The following is a 14,139-nucleotide window of genomic DNA, read 5'->3' on the forward strand; positions in this document are numbered from 1 at the left end:
GCCCATGACCTCAATTGCCAATCTTCCGACGAAGCAGATTGCCCAGCTTCCGAACTCCACAATCGCCTCGTTGACAAAGAATGATCTGGAAGAGCTGAAGTCTTCGCAAATCAAGGTCCTGTCGGCCAGCCAGGTAAGCGCGCTCGACACGGGCGTCGTTTCTGCACTGAGTGCGAAAGTGATCAGTGCTATTGCGCCGAAATCGATCACAGGATTAACGCTGAACCAACTGACTGCAATTGGCACCACGCAGGTTTCCGGTCTGACGACCAGCCAGGTCAAGGCGCTTTATGCAAGCCAGCTCGACGGATTTTCATCGTCGCTGATCGAGGCTTTGGACAGTAAACAGGTTTCTGCGCTTTCGAGCCAGCAAGTCGCGACGTTGTCGGCAGCTGAACTCAACAGCTTCACTGCGGGCGAAATCGCCTCCATCAAAAAGACATCGCTGTCCGGCTTGCTGACATCGTCGCTCGCAGGTCTTGCGACAGATAAGATCACTGCTTTTACCACAACTCAAATCGCGGCTTTCTCTTCGAATCAAATAAAGGCGCTGACCTCCGACCAACTTTCCGCACTGACGCCAACCCAGTTTGCCGCCCTGACGACAAAGCAGCTTTCCGGCCTGTCATCACAGGCGATCGCTTCTCTCAGCAGCGACAAGCTTGCGGCCATGACCACCAAACAGGTCTCCGCCCTTTCGTTGGAACAGTTCAACGCCCTGACCTCGACCAGCCTTGAGGGCTTGACAAAGACACAGGTCATGGGGCTGACGTCCAAGCAGGTGGCAACGCTCACGGCTGATGAACTCAACAGCTTTACCGGCGAAGAAATTGCATCGATTAAGAAGACAGTGATTTCCGGGCTGACGACGTCGACCCTTGCTGGCCTTGCCACCGATAAGATCGCGTATTTAACGACGTCACAGGTCGCGATGTTGTCGTCGGATCAGATGAAGGTGCTCAGTTCGGATCAGCTAGCAGCCTTGGAACCTGGTCAGTTCGCAGCGATGACGGCCAAGCAGATCTCTGGTCTCTCGACCAACGCCATCGCAAATCTTGACAGTTCTCAAGTGGGGGGCCTGACGTCGAGGCAGATCGCCTCGCTGACAACCACGCAGTTTGAAGCCCTGACGACCACCGGTATCGAAGGTTTGACGACCAAGCAGGTCGCGGGGCTTAAATCGCCGCAGATCGCGACCTTGACCGCTGACGAGCTGAACACCTTCACCGTCGAGGAAATTGCCGCCATCAAAAAGACGTCGATTACCGGCATTTCCACGACTGCGCTTGCGGGGCTGACCACGGACAGGATTGCGGCGCTCACCACGAGCCAAGTCGCGTCCTTGTCGTCGGATCAGATGAAGGTGCTGAATTCTGCTCAACTCGCGGCCTTGGAACCCAATCAATTCGCGGCGATGACGATCAAACAGATTACCGGGCTTTCCACCGAAGCCATGGCCAATCTGAGCAGTTCCAAGCTCTCTGCCCTGACGACAAAGCAGATAGGCGCGTTGACGACCACGCAGTTTAGCGCCTTGACGTCCAGCAGCATCGAAGGCCTGACGAGCAAGCAGGTCGCAGGGCTAAAATCACAGCAGGTCGCGACGCTGGATGCTAATGAGCTGAATACTTTCACCGTTGAGGAAATTGCGTCTCTGAGCAAGTCTTCCATCATCGGTCTGACAACGTCTGCGCTTGCCGGTCTGAGCACAAACCGGATTGCTGCGTTGACCACGACGCAGGTTGCCGCCTTGTCAACGGAACAGGTGAAAGCGCTCAGTTCGGATCAACTCGCGGCGCTGGAACCCAGCCAGTTTGCTGCCCTGACAGCGAAACAGATTGCTGGTTTGGCGACTTCCACCATCGCCAATCTCGACGGCGATCAAGTGGCTGCCCTAACGGCGAAGCAGATCGCGGCTTTGACGAGTGCACAGTTTGATGCCCTTACCTCCGCAGGTATCGAAGGTCTGACAACCAAGCAGGTGGCAGGACTGAAATCGCAGCAGGTTGCTGCGTTGAGCGCGGACGAGCTGAACACCTTTACCCTTGAAGAGATCGCGTCATTGAGCAAGTCTGCAATTACAGGCTTGACGACCAGCGCGCTTGCGGGTCTGAGCAATGACAGGCTCGCTTCGCTAAAACCGACGCAGATTTCGGCCCTGTCGGCGCAGCAGTTGCAGGCTCTCAGCTCGTCTCAGTTTGCGGCGCTGGAGCCAAATCAGTTTTCTGCCATGACGGCAAAACAAATCTCCGGTCTTTCGACAACGGTCATTGCAAGCCTGGACGGCGACGACGTTGCAGCTTTTACCACAACGCAAATCAAAGCTTTGTCGACAACCCAGTTTCAAGCGATGAACCTCGGCAGTATCGAAGCTCTCGATAGGAGACAGGTGGCCGGATTGACCGGTAAGCAGACTGCGACATTGTCTGCAGAAGAGCTGAACAGCTTTACCGGCGAAGAAATTGCAGCGCTGAAAAAAGATGCGATCAGTGGTTTGACGACCTCTACCATTGCCGGCCTTTCGGAAGATTTGCTTACGGCGATGACGACCACACAGATCGCTGGTCTGTCATCAACGCAGGTAAAGGCGCTGACTCCGAGCCAGTTTTCAGCGCTGACACCCCAGCAGTTCGCTGCTTTGGGAACCAGGCAGCTCGCCAGCCTCTCGACCGAGACGATTGCCAATCTCGACAGCGCTCGTCTCAATGCCATGACCACGAAACAGCTCGCCGCACTGACGCCGGAGCAGTTCAACGCATTGAGCCCAGAGAGTATTGAAGCGCTGAGCCAGACGCAGGTTGCATCATTGAGCGCCAAGCAGGTTGCAACACTGGATGGAAGCGAACTCAACTCCTTCACCACATCGGAGATCGCCTCGATCAAGAAAGCTTCGATTTCTGGTCTGGCGACCTCCGCACTGGCCGATCTTTCCGACACTCATATCAAAGCCTTCTCAACAGCGCAGATTCAGGCCATGAGTTCTGCTCAGGTGAACATCGTCGTCATGGCCTATCAGGACGTCTAGTCGGCCTCATCGGTAAAACAAAAAAGGCGCAGCCGATGCTGCGCCGTTTTTGTTGAGCTTTGAAAAGCGGCAGCGAAGACATGCTTTGCTGCCGTTTCCTTTTAAACGCCACTCTGGCCGTCAGATCCGATATAGGCGATGCGGACCATGTTGGTCGCGCCGGGTGTGCCGAGTGGAACACCGGCGGATATGATAATGCGGTTGCCGGGTTTGCCGAAACCTTCGTCCACCACGATGCGGCAGGCGCGGTTGACCATGTCGTCCAGATCGCTTGCGTCGCCAGTGACGACACAGTGCAGGCCCCAGACCACGGAAAGGCGACGGGCCGTCTGGATGATCGGCGACAGCGCGATGATTGGAACCTGTGGCCGCTCACGGGCGGCACGCAGACCGGTGGTGCCGGAGGACGTGTAGGTGACGATGGCAGACAGGCCGAGCGTTTCGGCAATCTGGCGTGCTGCCAGCGAAATGGCGTCGGCACCCGTTGCTTCCGGCTGGGCGCGCTGCGCGTAGATAATGCTGGAGTAATGCGGGTCCTGCTCAACCGTGCTGGCAATCGAGGCCATGGTGGAGACGGCTTCGACCGGATAGTCGCCGGAAGCGGATTCGGCAGAGAGCATGATGGCGTCAGCGCCTTCGAACACGGCGGTTGCCACGTCGGAGACTTCGGCGCGTGTGGGCACGGCTGCGGAAATCATCGATTCCAGCATCTGCGTGGCAACGACGACTGGCTTGCCGGCTCTGCGACAAGCGCGGGTCAACTGCTTTTGAATGCCAGGAACGGCTTCCAGCGGCATTTCAACGCCAAGGTCGCCACGGGCCACCATCAGCGCGTCGGAAAGGGCGATGATTTCCTCGATGCGCTCGACAGCCTGCGGCTTTTCGATCTTGGACATGAGGCCAACGCGATTACCGGCGATCTTACGCACTTCCACCAGATCTTCCGGGCGCTGCACGAAGGAGAGCGCGACCCAATCGACATCATCAGTTGCCAGAACGGCATCCAGATCGACGCGGTCCTTGTCCGTCAGAACACCAACGCCGAGAAGGGTATCGGGAAGGCTGATGCCCTTGCGGTCGGAAATCTTGGTGCCGGACACGACGGTTGTCACGATGCTCTTGCCGTCGCATTTTTCAGCGCGCAGATGCAGCTTGCCATCGTCGATAAGCAGGCGGTCGCCCGGCTTTACGGCTTCGAGAATTTCTGGATGCGGCAGGAAGACGCGGTTCTTGTCGCCCGGTGCTTCATTGTTGTCGAGTGTAAAGGTCTGACCTGCGACGAGATCGACCTTGGTGTCTGCGAACTTGCCGACGCGAAGCTTGGGGCCCTGAAGGTCGGCCAGAATGCCGATGGGACGGCCAACGCGGCTTTCGACCGAGCGAATGCGCTGGATCAGCGTGCGCATCAGGTCGTGGCTGGCATGGCTCATATTGATGCGGAAAAGATCGGCGCCAGCCAGATGGAGCTTCTCGATCATTGCCTCGTCGGATGATGCCGGGCCGAGAGTTGCAAGGATTTTGACTTTGCGATTACGCTTCATCAGTTCTGACTTTCCTGTGTACCTGGCGTGTCCGAAAGCTGGACCATCCAGCTTCCCTGTCGACCCGTATCGTATTCCTTGAAACCCATTCGCTGGAAACTACGGGCATAACAATCGTCCACGCCGTTGATCTTGAACTCGTTTTCCGCGACGCACATGTTGACGTCGCCGGTCCAGCGGCCGCCACGGGCGGCATCTTCGGCGTAGAGATAATAATAGCGCGACTGAAGCTCACCCTCGATCAGAGTGGCGCAGGTGGAGGCAGGAACCTGCCACCAGCCTTCCGAAACCCAGCCATCCTGCGCACGGTAGCCAATGGCGACGCCGACGAGGTTCTGCGTGCTGTTGCAAACGCGGAAATCCGCCAGAGCCGGTTCTGCAAGAAGAAGCGGGGCGGTGAACAGGGCGGCTGCGGAGAAAAAGCGTAACGCGCGCCGGTGTTTTTCAAGGAGGGCGGAGAATGTGTGTGGCACGGCTTCCATCCGGATTCCATGGTTATAAAATGAAAACACTTCTTGGCGCGGACGCCCAAGAAAGTCAACGCGACTTCAATCGATTATATTTCCGTAGGATCCCGTGTGCGGTGCTGTGAGTGGCTGTGATGCCGTCTTAACTTGCGCGTGGCGGCGAGCCATGCCATCAAGCGTCTCTCCCTTATCGGCCTTAGAAATCAAACATGTCAGACTTCCAGCCATACGAAATCATAGAAGGCGATTATGACAAAGGCATGGTTCTGCTTGCAGATCACGCCACGAACCTTCTGCCCCAAGCTTACGGTAATCTCGGCTTGCCGCAAGCCGCTTTTCAGCGTCACATCGCTTTCGACATCGGCATTGAAGGCCTGACGCGAAAGCTTGCCGCGCAATTGCGCGTGCCAGCGGTGATGAGCCGGTTCTCCCGCTTGCTGATCGATCCCAATCGTGGGGAGGACGATCCCACTCTCATTATGAAGATTTCCGATGGCGCGATCGTTCCCGGCAATCATCCCATCACCCAAGACGAGTGGGATTTGCGGCTGAGGACCTTCCACAGGCCTTATCACAATGCCGTGGGGTCGGTGTTGGACAAGGTGGCCGATAAATCAGGCCAGGCGCCGCTGGTCTTTTCGCTGCATTCCTACACACCGTTCTGGAAAGACGTGCCCCGCCCTTGGCATGCGGCGGTTTTGTGGGACACCGACCACCGCGCCGTGACGCCCCTGATTGGGCGCTTGCGGGCCGCGGGCGACATTCTGGTGGGGGATAATGAACCCTATGACGGAGCGCTCAAGGGCGACACCATGTATCGTCATTGCATGGTCAAGGGCATTCCCCATGCACTTCTGGAAGTGCGGCAGGATCTGATCGGCGATGAGGCCGGGATTGCCGACTGGGCGCAGCGCCTTGCTCCCATTTTTGCCGCAATGAATGATGATCCCACACTGCACCAATACCAGCAGTTCGCCTCGCGGACCGGACCTTACTAGAGCGGAGAGTACGATGAGCGAAGTTGGCGATATCAACAAGACAGAGTTGGAAGCAGCGGCTTTTCGCAGGCTGCTCAAGCACTTGCGCGAGCGTAGCGATGTGCAGAACATCGACCTGATGAACCTTGCCGGTTTTTGCCGCAACTGCCTGTCCAACTGGTATGCGGATGCGGCAAAGGATGCGGGCCACGAGATCAGCAAGGATGCCGCCCGCGAGATGGTCTATGGAATGCCCTATGATGTGTGGAAAAATCTGCATCAAAGCGAAGCGAGCGATGCCCAGAAAGTCGCATTCGAGCAAAACAAGCCCAAGGAATAAGGTCGCAAGATCGGAAACGGCTTGACGCGGCGGCTTTGGGCGGGCAGTTCACCATCCTGAAAAATTAGGCTGCCTGTGCGGCTACGGGCTTCGGCCTCCACCAGTTTTGAATCATGAGGCTCCTTGTAAAAGAGCCCCACCCGTGAAGGAAAAGATAATGGACGAAACAGCCACAACCGAAACCGTTGCCGCCGCCGAACTGCGCCAGTTTATCGAGCGCATCGAGCGTCTCGAAGAAGAAAAGGCCGCGATTTCGGGCGACATCAAGGACGTGATGGGCGAAGCCAAGGGCCGTGGCTACGACACCAAGGCCATCCGCACCATCATCCGTCTGCGCAAGAAGGACGCCAACGAGCGTATCGAAGAAGAAACGATTCTGCAGACCTACATGGCTGCACTTGGCATGGAGTGACGAGCACTCGTCCTTTTGTCGCTTTGAACATCGCTGGCGGCCGCAACCCTGCCGCCAGCCTTATGCCTTCGCTTCGCGACAGGGCTGACCGCAGCAATCTGCTTGCGTCTGGTCTTCTTCAGGTGAACACCGATATGTGATCGGATCCTCAAGCTTTTGTCACCCAATCGGGCTCGGCAAGCTTGTTCCAGCTGAAACTTAATCCTCCCCGGCACGTAAGAGTCACCATGACGCGATTTTCAAAGCGGAGGTGATGATTATGGACAGGCGCGATTTTCTTGTGGCCGGTGCGGCGGTCTTTACAGCGGGTTATCTTTCTGGCGGTGTTCGACCCATTCTGGCTGCATCGTCCAAGAGTTTTGCCGTTACCCATACGGACAGTGAGTGGCGCAAGCTGCTGACGCCTGCGCAGTTCAACGTGCTGCGGCAGGAGGGAACGGAATTTCCGGGCAGCAGCCCGTTGCTGGCGGAACATCGCAAAGGTACGTTTTTATGCGCCGCCTGCGATCAGGCGCTGTTTTCATCCGACACTAAATTCGAAAGCGGAACCGGCTGGCCGAGTTTCTGGAAGCCTCTCGACAATGCTGTCGGCACCACACGCGATGCATCGCTGGGCATGGAGCGGGTGGAGGTCCACTGCGGCAAATGCGGCGGGCATCAGGGCCATGTGTTTAACGACGGGCCAAAGCCGACAGGGTTGAGATACTGCATGAATGGCGTTGCCATGACATTCAGGCCAGCCTCCGCTTGATGCGCTGGTTATCATCAGATTTTTTTGAATGCTGGCTTCCAGTCATGCATTCCACACCGGTTGAGGAGGCCGTTATGCGCAGAGCATTTCCACTATCCAAGTCAGTGAGAACGTTTGCCGGGGCTGGCCTGATTGTCGCTGCGCTGGCATCTTCCACCAACATCGCATCCGCGCAGGAAGGGCTTAAAATCCCCGCGCCTGCGGTGGATGAGAAAAGTTCAGCAGCAACGGAAACGGCCATATTTGCCGGTGGCTGTTTCTGGGGCGTGCAGGGCGTGTTCCAGCATGTTGCGGGCGTAGAGAACGCCGTTTCGGGTTATGCGGGCGGCGCAAAGGATACCGCCAGTTACGAGACCGTGAGCGGCGGCAAGACCGGCCATGCGGAATCCGTCAAGGTTACCTTTGATCCGCGCAAAGTGAGCTACGGTCATCTGCTGCAAATCTATTTTTCGGTGGCGCATGACCCGACGGAACTGAACCGGCAGGGGCCTGACACCGGGACGCAATACCGCTCGACACTGTTTCCAACCGATGCTGAGCAGGCGCGTGTGGCCAAGGCCTATATCGAGCAGCTGAACAAGGCGCATATCTACAATGCGCCCATTGTCACGACGATAGAGCCGAACAAGCCGTTCTATCCTGCGGAAGGCTATCATCAGGATTTTCTGACCAGCAATCCGACCTATCCCTATATCGTCTATAACGACCTGCCGAAGATCGAAAATCTGAAGAAGATGTTTGCGGCAGATTACCGTGCGCAGCCGGTTCTGGTTGCCAAGGCAGGCATTGGAAACTGACCGATGTGCCGGGCGCCAGCCCGCACTCTTAAGCTTCCGGCGCAAAGAAAGCGTCTATCGCGGCCAGGGCCTGGTTGCGATAGACATCGCGCTCCAGAAAGAGCTCGTGCCGTGCGCCTGTGACCGGGATGAGTTGTGCCGCACGGAAATTTCGCGATAATTGCTCCTGCGCCGCATAGGGCGTCAGTGAATCGCGCATGGGTGCCAGAAGCAGGGTCGGCACGGTGATGTTGGTCAGATGGTCCTGTTTCGTGACCCAGGGCATTGTTTTCAGCACTTCGAACAGCCAGCGTGCCGTCGGCGCACCGATGAAAAGTTCCGGATGCTCTGTGCCGATTGCGAGATTGCGGGCAAAGCGGGCAGGGTCGGATGTCAGCGGATTGTCATCGAAAGACCGTTCGCGCTGGTCCTTGCCGAGTTGAACGCCGCCGAGACCGATCAGGCTCAGCGATGTCGCGACGAGCTTGATGAACCAGCTGGGCAGGGATTGCCCGCCCAACGTGATGAAGGGCGCGCTCAGCACCATGCGCTCGATGCGGTTGGACAGCGCTGGCCCCATGGAAAGGGCGGCAAGCCCGCCGGTGGAATGGGCCAGCAAAAAGAAGGGCAGGCGCGTGTCCGGCAGGACGACCTGTTCCAGAAACAGCGAAACATCCTTCTGATAATCCGAGAAGCGCCGAACATAGCCCGCATGGGCTTTTTTCAGCATCCGGTCCGATCCGCCCTGTCCGCGCGTGTCGAAGGTCGCGACCCAGAAGCCCTTGGCTGTCAGATCGTTGATGGTCTCGAAATATTTTTCGATGCATTCGTTGCGGCCATGCAGCAATACGATGGTGCCGCGTGCCACGGAATGACTGGAGCGGAAAATCGCGTAACGCAGCTTTTTGTTTTTATGACCGGTGAAATAGCCCGCGATATGGTTCTCGGGCACGGGGTTGCCCTTGGTCGCGTATAATATGGCTTCGGTCATGGATGGGGTTTCCGACTTGGCACTGACGAGATGGTTCAGAACGGGATAAGTTGCGCGTCCTCACTCGTCAAAGGAAAAGTCTTGGCACGTCGAAGGAAAAATTGCCGGAACCGTCGGGCTTAGCAGTCGCGGTTCCGGCGAAGATGACAGAAGAAGAAGGGACGTTACACTTCTGCCGCCGGAGATGGCCTCCGATGTGTCGATTCATATCGCCGCCAAACTGAACGATTTCAGAACCATTCGTTCAGTTGTCGTTCAGGCGCATTCCGGGTCGCTAAAACTCTTGAACTTGCCCAAATGCCTTCCCATCTCTTTGTCACGGTCGCCAGAACGGGACCGTGTCCGGCCACTCATCGCCAGTACGGGGTGAGGGCCATAACCGCAAACAGTCGCTCATAAGGAGGACACCATGCGTCACGTTGATTTTTCCCCACTCTACCGCTCCACGGTCGGTTTCGACCGTCTCTTCTCCATGCTCGATGGCCTTGGCCAGCCCGAACAGGCACAAGCCTACCCGCCCTATAACATAGAGCGCACCGGCGAGAACGCCTACCGCATCACCATGGCGGTGGCCGGTTTCGATGAAAACGAACTCAGCATCGAATCCCGCGCCAATGTTCTGACCGTCAAGGCTGAAAAGGCTGATGAGACCAAGGAAAGCGAAGGCGAATTCCTCTATCGCGGCATTGCCAAGCGCGCCTTCGAGCGCCGCTTCCAGCTTGCCGACCACGTAGAGGTGCAGAACGCTTCGCTGAAGAACGGCCTGCTGCACATCGATCTTCTGCGCAACATTCCCGAAGCCATGAAACCGCGCCGCATTGCGATTGTTTCAGACGTGACGGACGAGCCAAAGCAGATCGAAGCGCAGGTAACGCCTGCTCAGGTCAACTAAGCCCTCCGGCATAGCCTGACGAAACGGCCCTCATTGCAGGGCCGTTTTTGTTTGTTCCGATGCCAGTGCGATCTCGGCGGCTTTCTTCGTTTCGATGTCTTTGGCTTTGTTCGCATAACGCTGCGCAATCACGGCGCAGGCCATCAACTGTATCTGGTGAAACAGCATCAGCGGCAGCACGATGGCACCAATGCTCTGGCCTGCAAAAATGGCACCTGCCATGGGCACGCCACTCGCCAGGCTTTTCTTGGAGCCACAGAAGGTGATGGTAATTTCGTCTTCCTTCTTGAAGCCGACGAGACGGCTGCCGAACATGGTGATGCACAGGACGAGGATGAGCAGGGCCATGTCGATGCCGATGACAACGCCGATGTCGCGCAGCGTAAACTGGTGCCAGATGCCTTCGATGACTGCTTCACTGAAAGCCAGATAGACGACCATCAGGATAGAGCCGCGATCAACCGGTGCCAGTAGCTTTTTGCGCGCACGAATCCAGTCGCCGATCCATGGCTGCAAGGCCTGACCCAGAATGAAGGGCAGCAGCAATTGCAGGAAGATTTGCGCAAAGGCATCCAGTGAAAATCCGCCGCCATGGCCGCCGACTGTAAACAGAAAGCCAACGAGCAGCGGCGTCAAAAACATGCCGAAAATATTCGATGCCGACGCCGCGCAAATCGCCGCCGGAACATTTCCGCCCGCCATGGAAGTGAAAGCGATGGAAGACTGCACGGTGGATGGCAGCACGCACAGAAACAACACACCCATGTAAAGCGGGGCAGGCAGAATGCTCTGCGGAATGTAACCCAGGCCGACTCCGATCAGCGGAAACAGGCCGAAGGTGACCAGCAGAATGACCAGATGCAGACGCCAGTGCAGAACACCTGCAATCACCACATCCCGAGATAGCCTTGCGCCATGCAAAAAGAACAGAAGCGCAATTGCACATTTGGTGGCGATGCCGAAGTAATCGGCGGCTTGCCCGCTGACAGGCAGGAGCGAAGCGATAATAACGGTGGCGACCAGCATCATGGTGAAGCGATCGGGCAGGAAGCGGCTCATGGCGGCGTGCTTTCGTTTTTCCGGTTTTGTATTGAACTGGCGTGCAGTATCGCTCATCATGAAATGAGATGCAAAAACTAACAGTTATCACAATGTGAGATAACGATGCTCAATCTTCAGCACCTTGCCAGCTTCGTAACGCTGGAACAGACCATGAGTTTCACCCATGCCGCCGAGCGGTTGGGCATCGGCCAATCGACGCTCAGCCAGCATATTCAGCGGCTGGAGGCCTTTCTCGGTCAGCGATTGATCGCGCGTGACACCCACCGTGTTCGCCTGACACCGGAGGGCGAGGCGCTGCTGGGGTATGCCCGCAACATGCTGGATATCAACAACAAGGTCTCAGCCCTTTTCGGGGAAAGTAGGCTGCGTGGCCGTCTGCGTCTCGGCGTCTCCGAAGATTTCGTCGCAAGCCGCCTCACGGTTATTCTGGAAGAGTTCACACGGCTCTATCCGCTGGTCGATCTGGAGCTGACGGTGGCGCTGAGCGGCTCTCTCTACGAAATGCAGGACAATGGCGAGCTGGATGTGGTGCTGGCCAAACGGCGGCTGGGCGACCAGCTCGGCCACTTCCTCTATCGCGAACCTCTGGTGTGGCTGGCAAAAGACCCGGATGCCGTGCTGTCCCGCGAAAACGCCCTGCCACTCATCGCCTTCCCACCGCCCAGCATCACCCGCAAGGCAGCTCAAGAGGCGCTCGACCGCGCCGGTGTCGCCTGGCGCATCGTCTGCACCTGCGCCAGCCTCAGCGGTTTGACTGCCGCCGCGCGCGCGGGGATGGGCGTTCTCGTGCAGCCGCGCAGCATGGCGCCTTCGGGATTGCGCGAACTGCCCAAGGGCGCGCTGCCGGTGTTGGAAGATGTGGAGTTCGTGCTTCAGCCCAGGAAAGGCGCGGATGCGGAACTGGTCGAGGCGCTGTCGAAGCTGGTCATGGCGAAGGGCATGGTGCCGGGCGTTTAAGCTGCTGTGGCAGATGATGGACGTTTGCGGGGACGTTTTTCCGTCGATGGCGTCTCACTGTCCTCTCCAAAACCGGCCAGCACGACAGGGTCGTGTCCTTCAAAACGGATAACAAGGTCCAACTCGCCGCCGAGTGCGCGCACATACCCGCGCAGGGTGGACAGCAGAAGGTCGGAGCGCTTTTCCAACTGTGCGACGGACACTTGCTTGGTTCCCATCTTCTTGGCGACGGTTTCCTGGGTCAGCGCGCGCGCCTTGCGCAGTTTTTGCAAGGTATCGTATTCGTCGAGCAGTTCCCGCGTCCGGCGGTCTGAAGCTTCGATCTCATCGGGTGACATGGTCGCGTTGAAAACGTCGTCTGCGGAAATGGGCATAGCCTTTTCTCACTCTTTTTTCAGCCGCTGCAAATGCGCGTCGAAACGCATATCGGCTGTCTTGATCAGCTTTTTATAGAAACGCCGCTCGCTGACGCCGGATTTGTCTCCGGCCACGAGAAAAACGGCGTTTCGGGATGGATCGAAAGCAAAGGCAACTCTCCAGACGCCGTCTGCAGCATCGAACCGCAATTCCTTCATATTGGCGTGTTTGGAGCCTTTCAATGTATCGACCCGTGGCCGCCCATAGGAGGGGCCATGGATTTTTAAAACATTCACCTGCGCACGAAGCTCGATTTTCACCTCCGCTTCGAATGCGCCGAACTCGTTCGCGAAATCCTCGTCAAATTCCACACGCCACGTCATGAAATATAACTTTCAAATTATATAACTTCAAGCCTATATTTGAATTTGACGAAGGGAGTTTTTACGAAGCCCCGCAAATCCGCAGGAAATCATCCACGTCATTTTCCAGCGTCGCAAAGCTGGTGACGAGGCGGATGAGCTGTTCGTTGTCGCCGAGGGGTTCCGGCATGTCGTGTGGAACGGGCCAGTCGTAGAAGCTGGCACCCGCCTCTTTGGCAGCCTTTGCCTTGTCCTTGTTCAGCACCACGAAAAGCTCGTTGGATTGCGTCGGCCACGCCAGCCGTGCGCTGTTGGAGGCCGACAGGCCGTCGCGCAGGCGCGTCGCCATGGCGTTGGCGTGGGCGGCCAGTTCCAGCCAGAGGTCGTCCATGAAATACGCATCGAATTGCGCGGCCATGAAGCGGGTCTTGGAGAAAAGCTGGGCCGAACGCTTGCGGATGAAGGGCAGGTCTTCTGCCGTTTTCGGGTCCATGTAGACGATGGCTTCCGCGCACCAGCAACCGTTTTTCGTCGCGCCGAAGGAGAGAATATCGACGCCGCGCTTCCAGGTCATTTCGGCGGGCGTTGTGCCCAGCGCCATCATGGCATTGCCGAAACGTGCGCCGTCCATGTGCAAGGGGACACCGGCATTTTTGGCGATTTTCGAGATGGCGTCGATTTCATCGAGTTCGTACACGGTGCCTTGCTCTGTCGCCTGCGTCAGCGTGACCAGCATGGGCTGGCCCTGATGGATGGAGCCGGGCGGGAAGCGACCGATGGCAGCTTCGAGGTTCTTCGGCAGCATCTTGCCGTTGGGTCCAGCGACAGGCATCAGGCGCGAGGCGTTGGAAAAATAGACCGGCGCCCCGCATTCGTCTTCGATAACGTGGGCTTCGGAGTGGCAAAAAGCGATGCCGCCGGGACGGGCAACGCTGGCCATGGCCAGTGAGTTGGCAGCCGTGCCGGTGCCGACGAAGAAGACGGCGACTTCGCGTTCGAAAATTTCGTTGAAGCGCTTCTCGATGGCGCGGTCCAGTTCGCTAGTGCCATAGGCGGCGGCAAAGCGGGTGGATTCCTTCATCAGCCGCTCATTGATGGCGGGGTGGGCGCCTGCCCAATTGTCGGAAGCAAAAAACATGGGTCTGCACTTTCGATGAGTTGACGATGGGCGGGAGTGGCTGTCGTGCCAAACGATTGTCGTTTTATGGCCTTATCGTCGGGAACGCAAA

Annotated in this window: 15 protein-coding genes; 8 read left to right on the forward strand and 7 right to left on the reverse strand. The window is 57.4% G+C overall.

Annotated elements, in window-relative coordinates; all coding sequences use genetic code 11:
- Window positions 1-4: 4 nt before the first annotated feature.
- Window positions 5-3,025: an ice nucleation-like protein gene (locus tag AC27VJ_RS13815; protein ID WP_488684515.1), complete on the forward strand. Its 3,021-nt coding sequence runs from the start codon at window positions 5-7 to the stop codon at window positions 3,023-3,025.
- A gap of 101 nt (window positions 3,026-3,126) precedes the next feature.
- Here the strand turns inward: AC27VJ_RS13815 and pyk are convergent, their stop codons facing one another.
- The gene (gene pyk / locus AC27VJ_RS13820; protein WP_488684516.1) at window positions 3,127-4,566 is read right to left on the reverse strand and encodes a pyruvate kinase; all 1,440 of its coding nucleotides are present in this window, start codon (window positions 4,564-4,566) and stop codon (window positions 3,127-3,129) included.
- Window positions 4,566-5,048, reverse strand: coding sequence for a DUF1036 domain-containing protein (locus tag AC27VJ_RS13825; protein WP_488684517.1), 483 nt, complete (start codon window positions 5,046-5,048; stop codon window positions 4,566-4,568). Before AC27VJ_RS13825 ends, pyk begins: the two co-directional genes overlap by 1 nt.
- 194 nt (window positions 5,049-5,242) lie before the next feature.
- Between AC27VJ_RS13825 and AC27VJ_RS13830 the strand changes: the two genes are divergently transcribed.
- From AC27VJ_RS13830 to msrA, 5 genes are all read left to right on the forward strand, one after another.
- Window positions 5,243-6,031 (forward strand): N-formylglutamate amidohydrolase, encoded by a 789-nt coding sequence (locus tag AC27VJ_RS13830; protein WP_488684518.1) that lies wholly within the window; start codon window positions 5,243-5,245, stop codon window positions 6,029-6,031.
- Between the two features lie 13 nt (window positions 6,032-6,044).
- Window positions 6,045-6,350, forward strand: coding sequence for a DUF1244 domain-containing protein (locus tag AC27VJ_RS13835; RefSeq protein WP_113089400.1), 306 nt, complete (start codon window positions 6,045-6,047; stop codon window positions 6,348-6,350).
- A 154-nt stretch (window positions 6,351-6,504) separates the two neighbouring features.
- The gene (locus AC27VJ_RS13840; protein ID WP_103089095.1) at window positions 6,505-6,762 is read left to right on the forward strand and encodes a DUF2312 domain-containing protein; all 258 of its coding nucleotides are present in this window, start codon (window positions 6,505-6,507) and stop codon (window positions 6,760-6,762) included.
- 259 nt (window positions 6,763-7,021) lie between these two features.
- A complete protein-coding gene (msrB, locus tag AC27VJ_RS13845; protein WP_488684519.1) occupies window positions 7,022-7,513 on the forward strand; it encodes a peptide-methionine (R)-S-oxide reductase MsrB in 492 nt (163 codons plus the stop codon).
- Window positions 7,514-7,587: 74 nt separating this feature from the next.
- The gene (msrA, locus tag AC27VJ_RS13850; RefSeq protein WP_488684520.1) at window positions 7,588-8,310 is read left to right on the forward strand and encodes a peptide-methionine (S)-S-oxide reductase MsrA; all 723 of its coding nucleotides are present in this window, start codon (window positions 7,588-7,590) and stop codon (window positions 8,308-8,310) included.
- 28 nt (window positions 8,311-8,338) lie between these two features.
- On the opposite strand, the gene AC27VJ_RS13855 is transcribed toward msrA, so the two are convergent.
- Window positions 8,339-9,280 (reverse strand): alpha/beta fold hydrolase, encoded by a 942-nt coding sequence (locus AC27VJ_RS13855; RefSeq protein ID WP_488684521.1) that lies wholly within the window; start codon window positions 9,278-9,280, stop codon window positions 8,339-8,341.
- A gap of 409 nt (window positions 9,281-9,689) precedes the next feature.
- Here AC27VJ_RS13855 and AC27VJ_RS13860 point away from each other — a divergent pair, with 409 nt between their 5' ends.
- A complete protein-coding gene (locus AC27VJ_RS13860; protein WP_113089403.1) occupies window positions 9,690-10,172 on the forward strand; it encodes an Hsp20 family protein in 483 nt (160 codons plus the stop codon).
- 30 nt (window positions 10,173-10,202) lie between these two features.
- Here AC27VJ_RS13860 and AC27VJ_RS13865 read toward each other — a convergent pair whose 3' ends face one another.
- On the reverse strand, window positions 10,203-11,231 hold the full coding sequence (locus AC27VJ_RS13865; protein ID WP_113089435.1) for a bile acid:sodium symporter family protein: 1,029 nt from the start codon (window positions 11,229-11,231) through the stop codon (window positions 10,203-10,205).
- A 105-nt stretch (window positions 11,232-11,336) separates the two neighbouring features.
- Here AC27VJ_RS13865 and AC27VJ_RS13870 point away from each other — a divergent pair, with 105 nt between their 5' ends.
- A complete protein-coding gene (locus AC27VJ_RS13870; protein WP_488684522.1) occupies window positions 11,337-12,191 on the forward strand; it encodes a LysR substrate-binding domain-containing protein in 855 nt (284 codons plus the stop codon).
- Here AC27VJ_RS13870 and AC27VJ_RS13875 read toward each other — a convergent pair.
- The 3 genes from AC27VJ_RS13875 to AC27VJ_RS13885 all read right to left on the reverse strand — a co-directional run bounded on the left by AC27VJ_RS13875 (window position 12,188) and on the right by AC27VJ_RS13885 (window position 14,048).
- Window positions 12,188-12,565: a helix-turn-helix domain-containing protein gene (locus AC27VJ_RS13875; RefSeq protein WP_488684523.1), complete on the reverse strand. Its 378-nt coding sequence runs from the start codon at window positions 12,563-12,565 to the stop codon at window positions 12,188-12,190. The two genes, AC27VJ_RS13870 and AC27VJ_RS13875, sit on opposite strands and share 4 nt — an antisense overlap.
- Before the next feature lie 9 nt (window positions 12,566-12,574).
- The gene (locus tag AC27VJ_RS13880) at window positions 12,575-12,931 is read right to left on the reverse strand and encodes a type II toxin-antitoxin system RelE/ParE family toxin (RefSeq protein WP_488684524.1); all 357 of its coding nucleotides are present in this window, start codon (window positions 12,929-12,931) and stop codon (window positions 12,575-12,577) included.
- 61 nt (window positions 12,932-12,992) lie between these two features.
- Window positions 12,993-14,048, reverse strand: a complete 1,056-nt coding sequence (locus AC27VJ_RS13885; RefSeq protein WP_488684525.1) for a threonine aldolase family protein — start codon at window positions 14,046-14,048, stop codon at window positions 12,993-12,995.
- Window positions 14,049-14,139 lie beyond the last annotated feature (91 nt).

Source organism: Agrobacterium sp. 20P9.1.2, from assembly GCF_057799395.1.

What these genes read in the sequence shown, in the direction of transcription:
- AC27VJ_RS13815 (WP_488684515.1), top strand. Translation starts at nt 5, where the DNA reads ATGACCTCAATTGCCAATCTTCCGACGAAGCAGATTGCCCAGCTTCCG.
- pyk (WP_488684516.1), bottom strand. Translation starts at nt 4,566, where the DNA reads ATGAAGCGTAATCGCAAAGTCAAAATCCTTGCAACTCTCGGCCCGGCA.
- AC27VJ_RS13825 (WP_488684517.1), bottom strand. Translation starts at nt 5,048, where the DNA reads ATGGAAGCCGTGCCACACACATTCTCCGCCCTCCTTGAAAAACACCGG.
- AC27VJ_RS13830 (WP_488684518.1), top strand. Translation starts at nt 5,243, where the DNA reads ATGTCAGACTTCCAGCCATACGAAATCATAGAAGGCGATTATGACAAA.
- AC27VJ_RS13835 (WP_113089400.1), top strand. Translation starts at nt 6,045, where the DNA reads ATGAGCGAAGTTGGCGATATCAACAAGACAGAGTTGGAAGCAGCGGCT.
- msrB (WP_488684519.1), top strand. Translation starts at nt 7,022, where the DNA reads ATGGACAGGCGCGATTTTCTTGTGGCCGGTGCGGCGGTCTTTACAGCG.
- msrA (WP_488684520.1), top strand. Translation starts at nt 7,588, where the DNA reads ATGCGCAGAGCATTTCCACTATCCAAGTCAGTGAGAACGTTTGCCGGG.
- AC27VJ_RS13855 (WP_488684521.1), bottom strand. Translation starts at nt 9,280, where the DNA reads ATGACCGAAGCCATATTATACGCGACCAAGGGCAACCCCGTGCCCGAG.
- AC27VJ_RS13860 (WP_113089403.1), top strand. Translation starts at nt 9,690, where the DNA reads ATGCGTCACGTTGATTTTTCCCCACTCTACCGCTCCACGGTCGGTTTC.
- AC27VJ_RS13865 (WP_113089435.1), bottom strand. Translation starts at nt 11,231, where the DNA reads ATGAGCCGCTTCCTGCCCGATCGCTTCACCATGATGCTGGTCGCCACC.
- AC27VJ_RS13870 (WP_488684522.1), top strand. Translation starts at nt 11,337, where the DNA reads ATGCTCAATCTTCAGCACCTTGCCAGCTTCGTAACGCTGGAACAGACC.
- AC27VJ_RS13875 (WP_488684523.1), bottom strand. Translation starts at nt 12,565, where the DNA reads ATGCCCATTTCCGCAGACGACGTTTTCAACGCGACCATGTCACCCGAT.
- AC27VJ_RS13880 (WP_488684524.1), bottom strand. Translation starts at nt 12,931, where the DNA reads ATGACGTGGCGTGTGGAATTTGACGAGGATTTCGCGAACGAGTTCGGC.
- AC27VJ_RS13885 (WP_488684525.1), bottom strand. Translation starts at nt 14,048, where the DNA reads ATGTTTTTTGCTTCCGACAATTGGGCAGGCGCCCACCCCGCCATCAAT.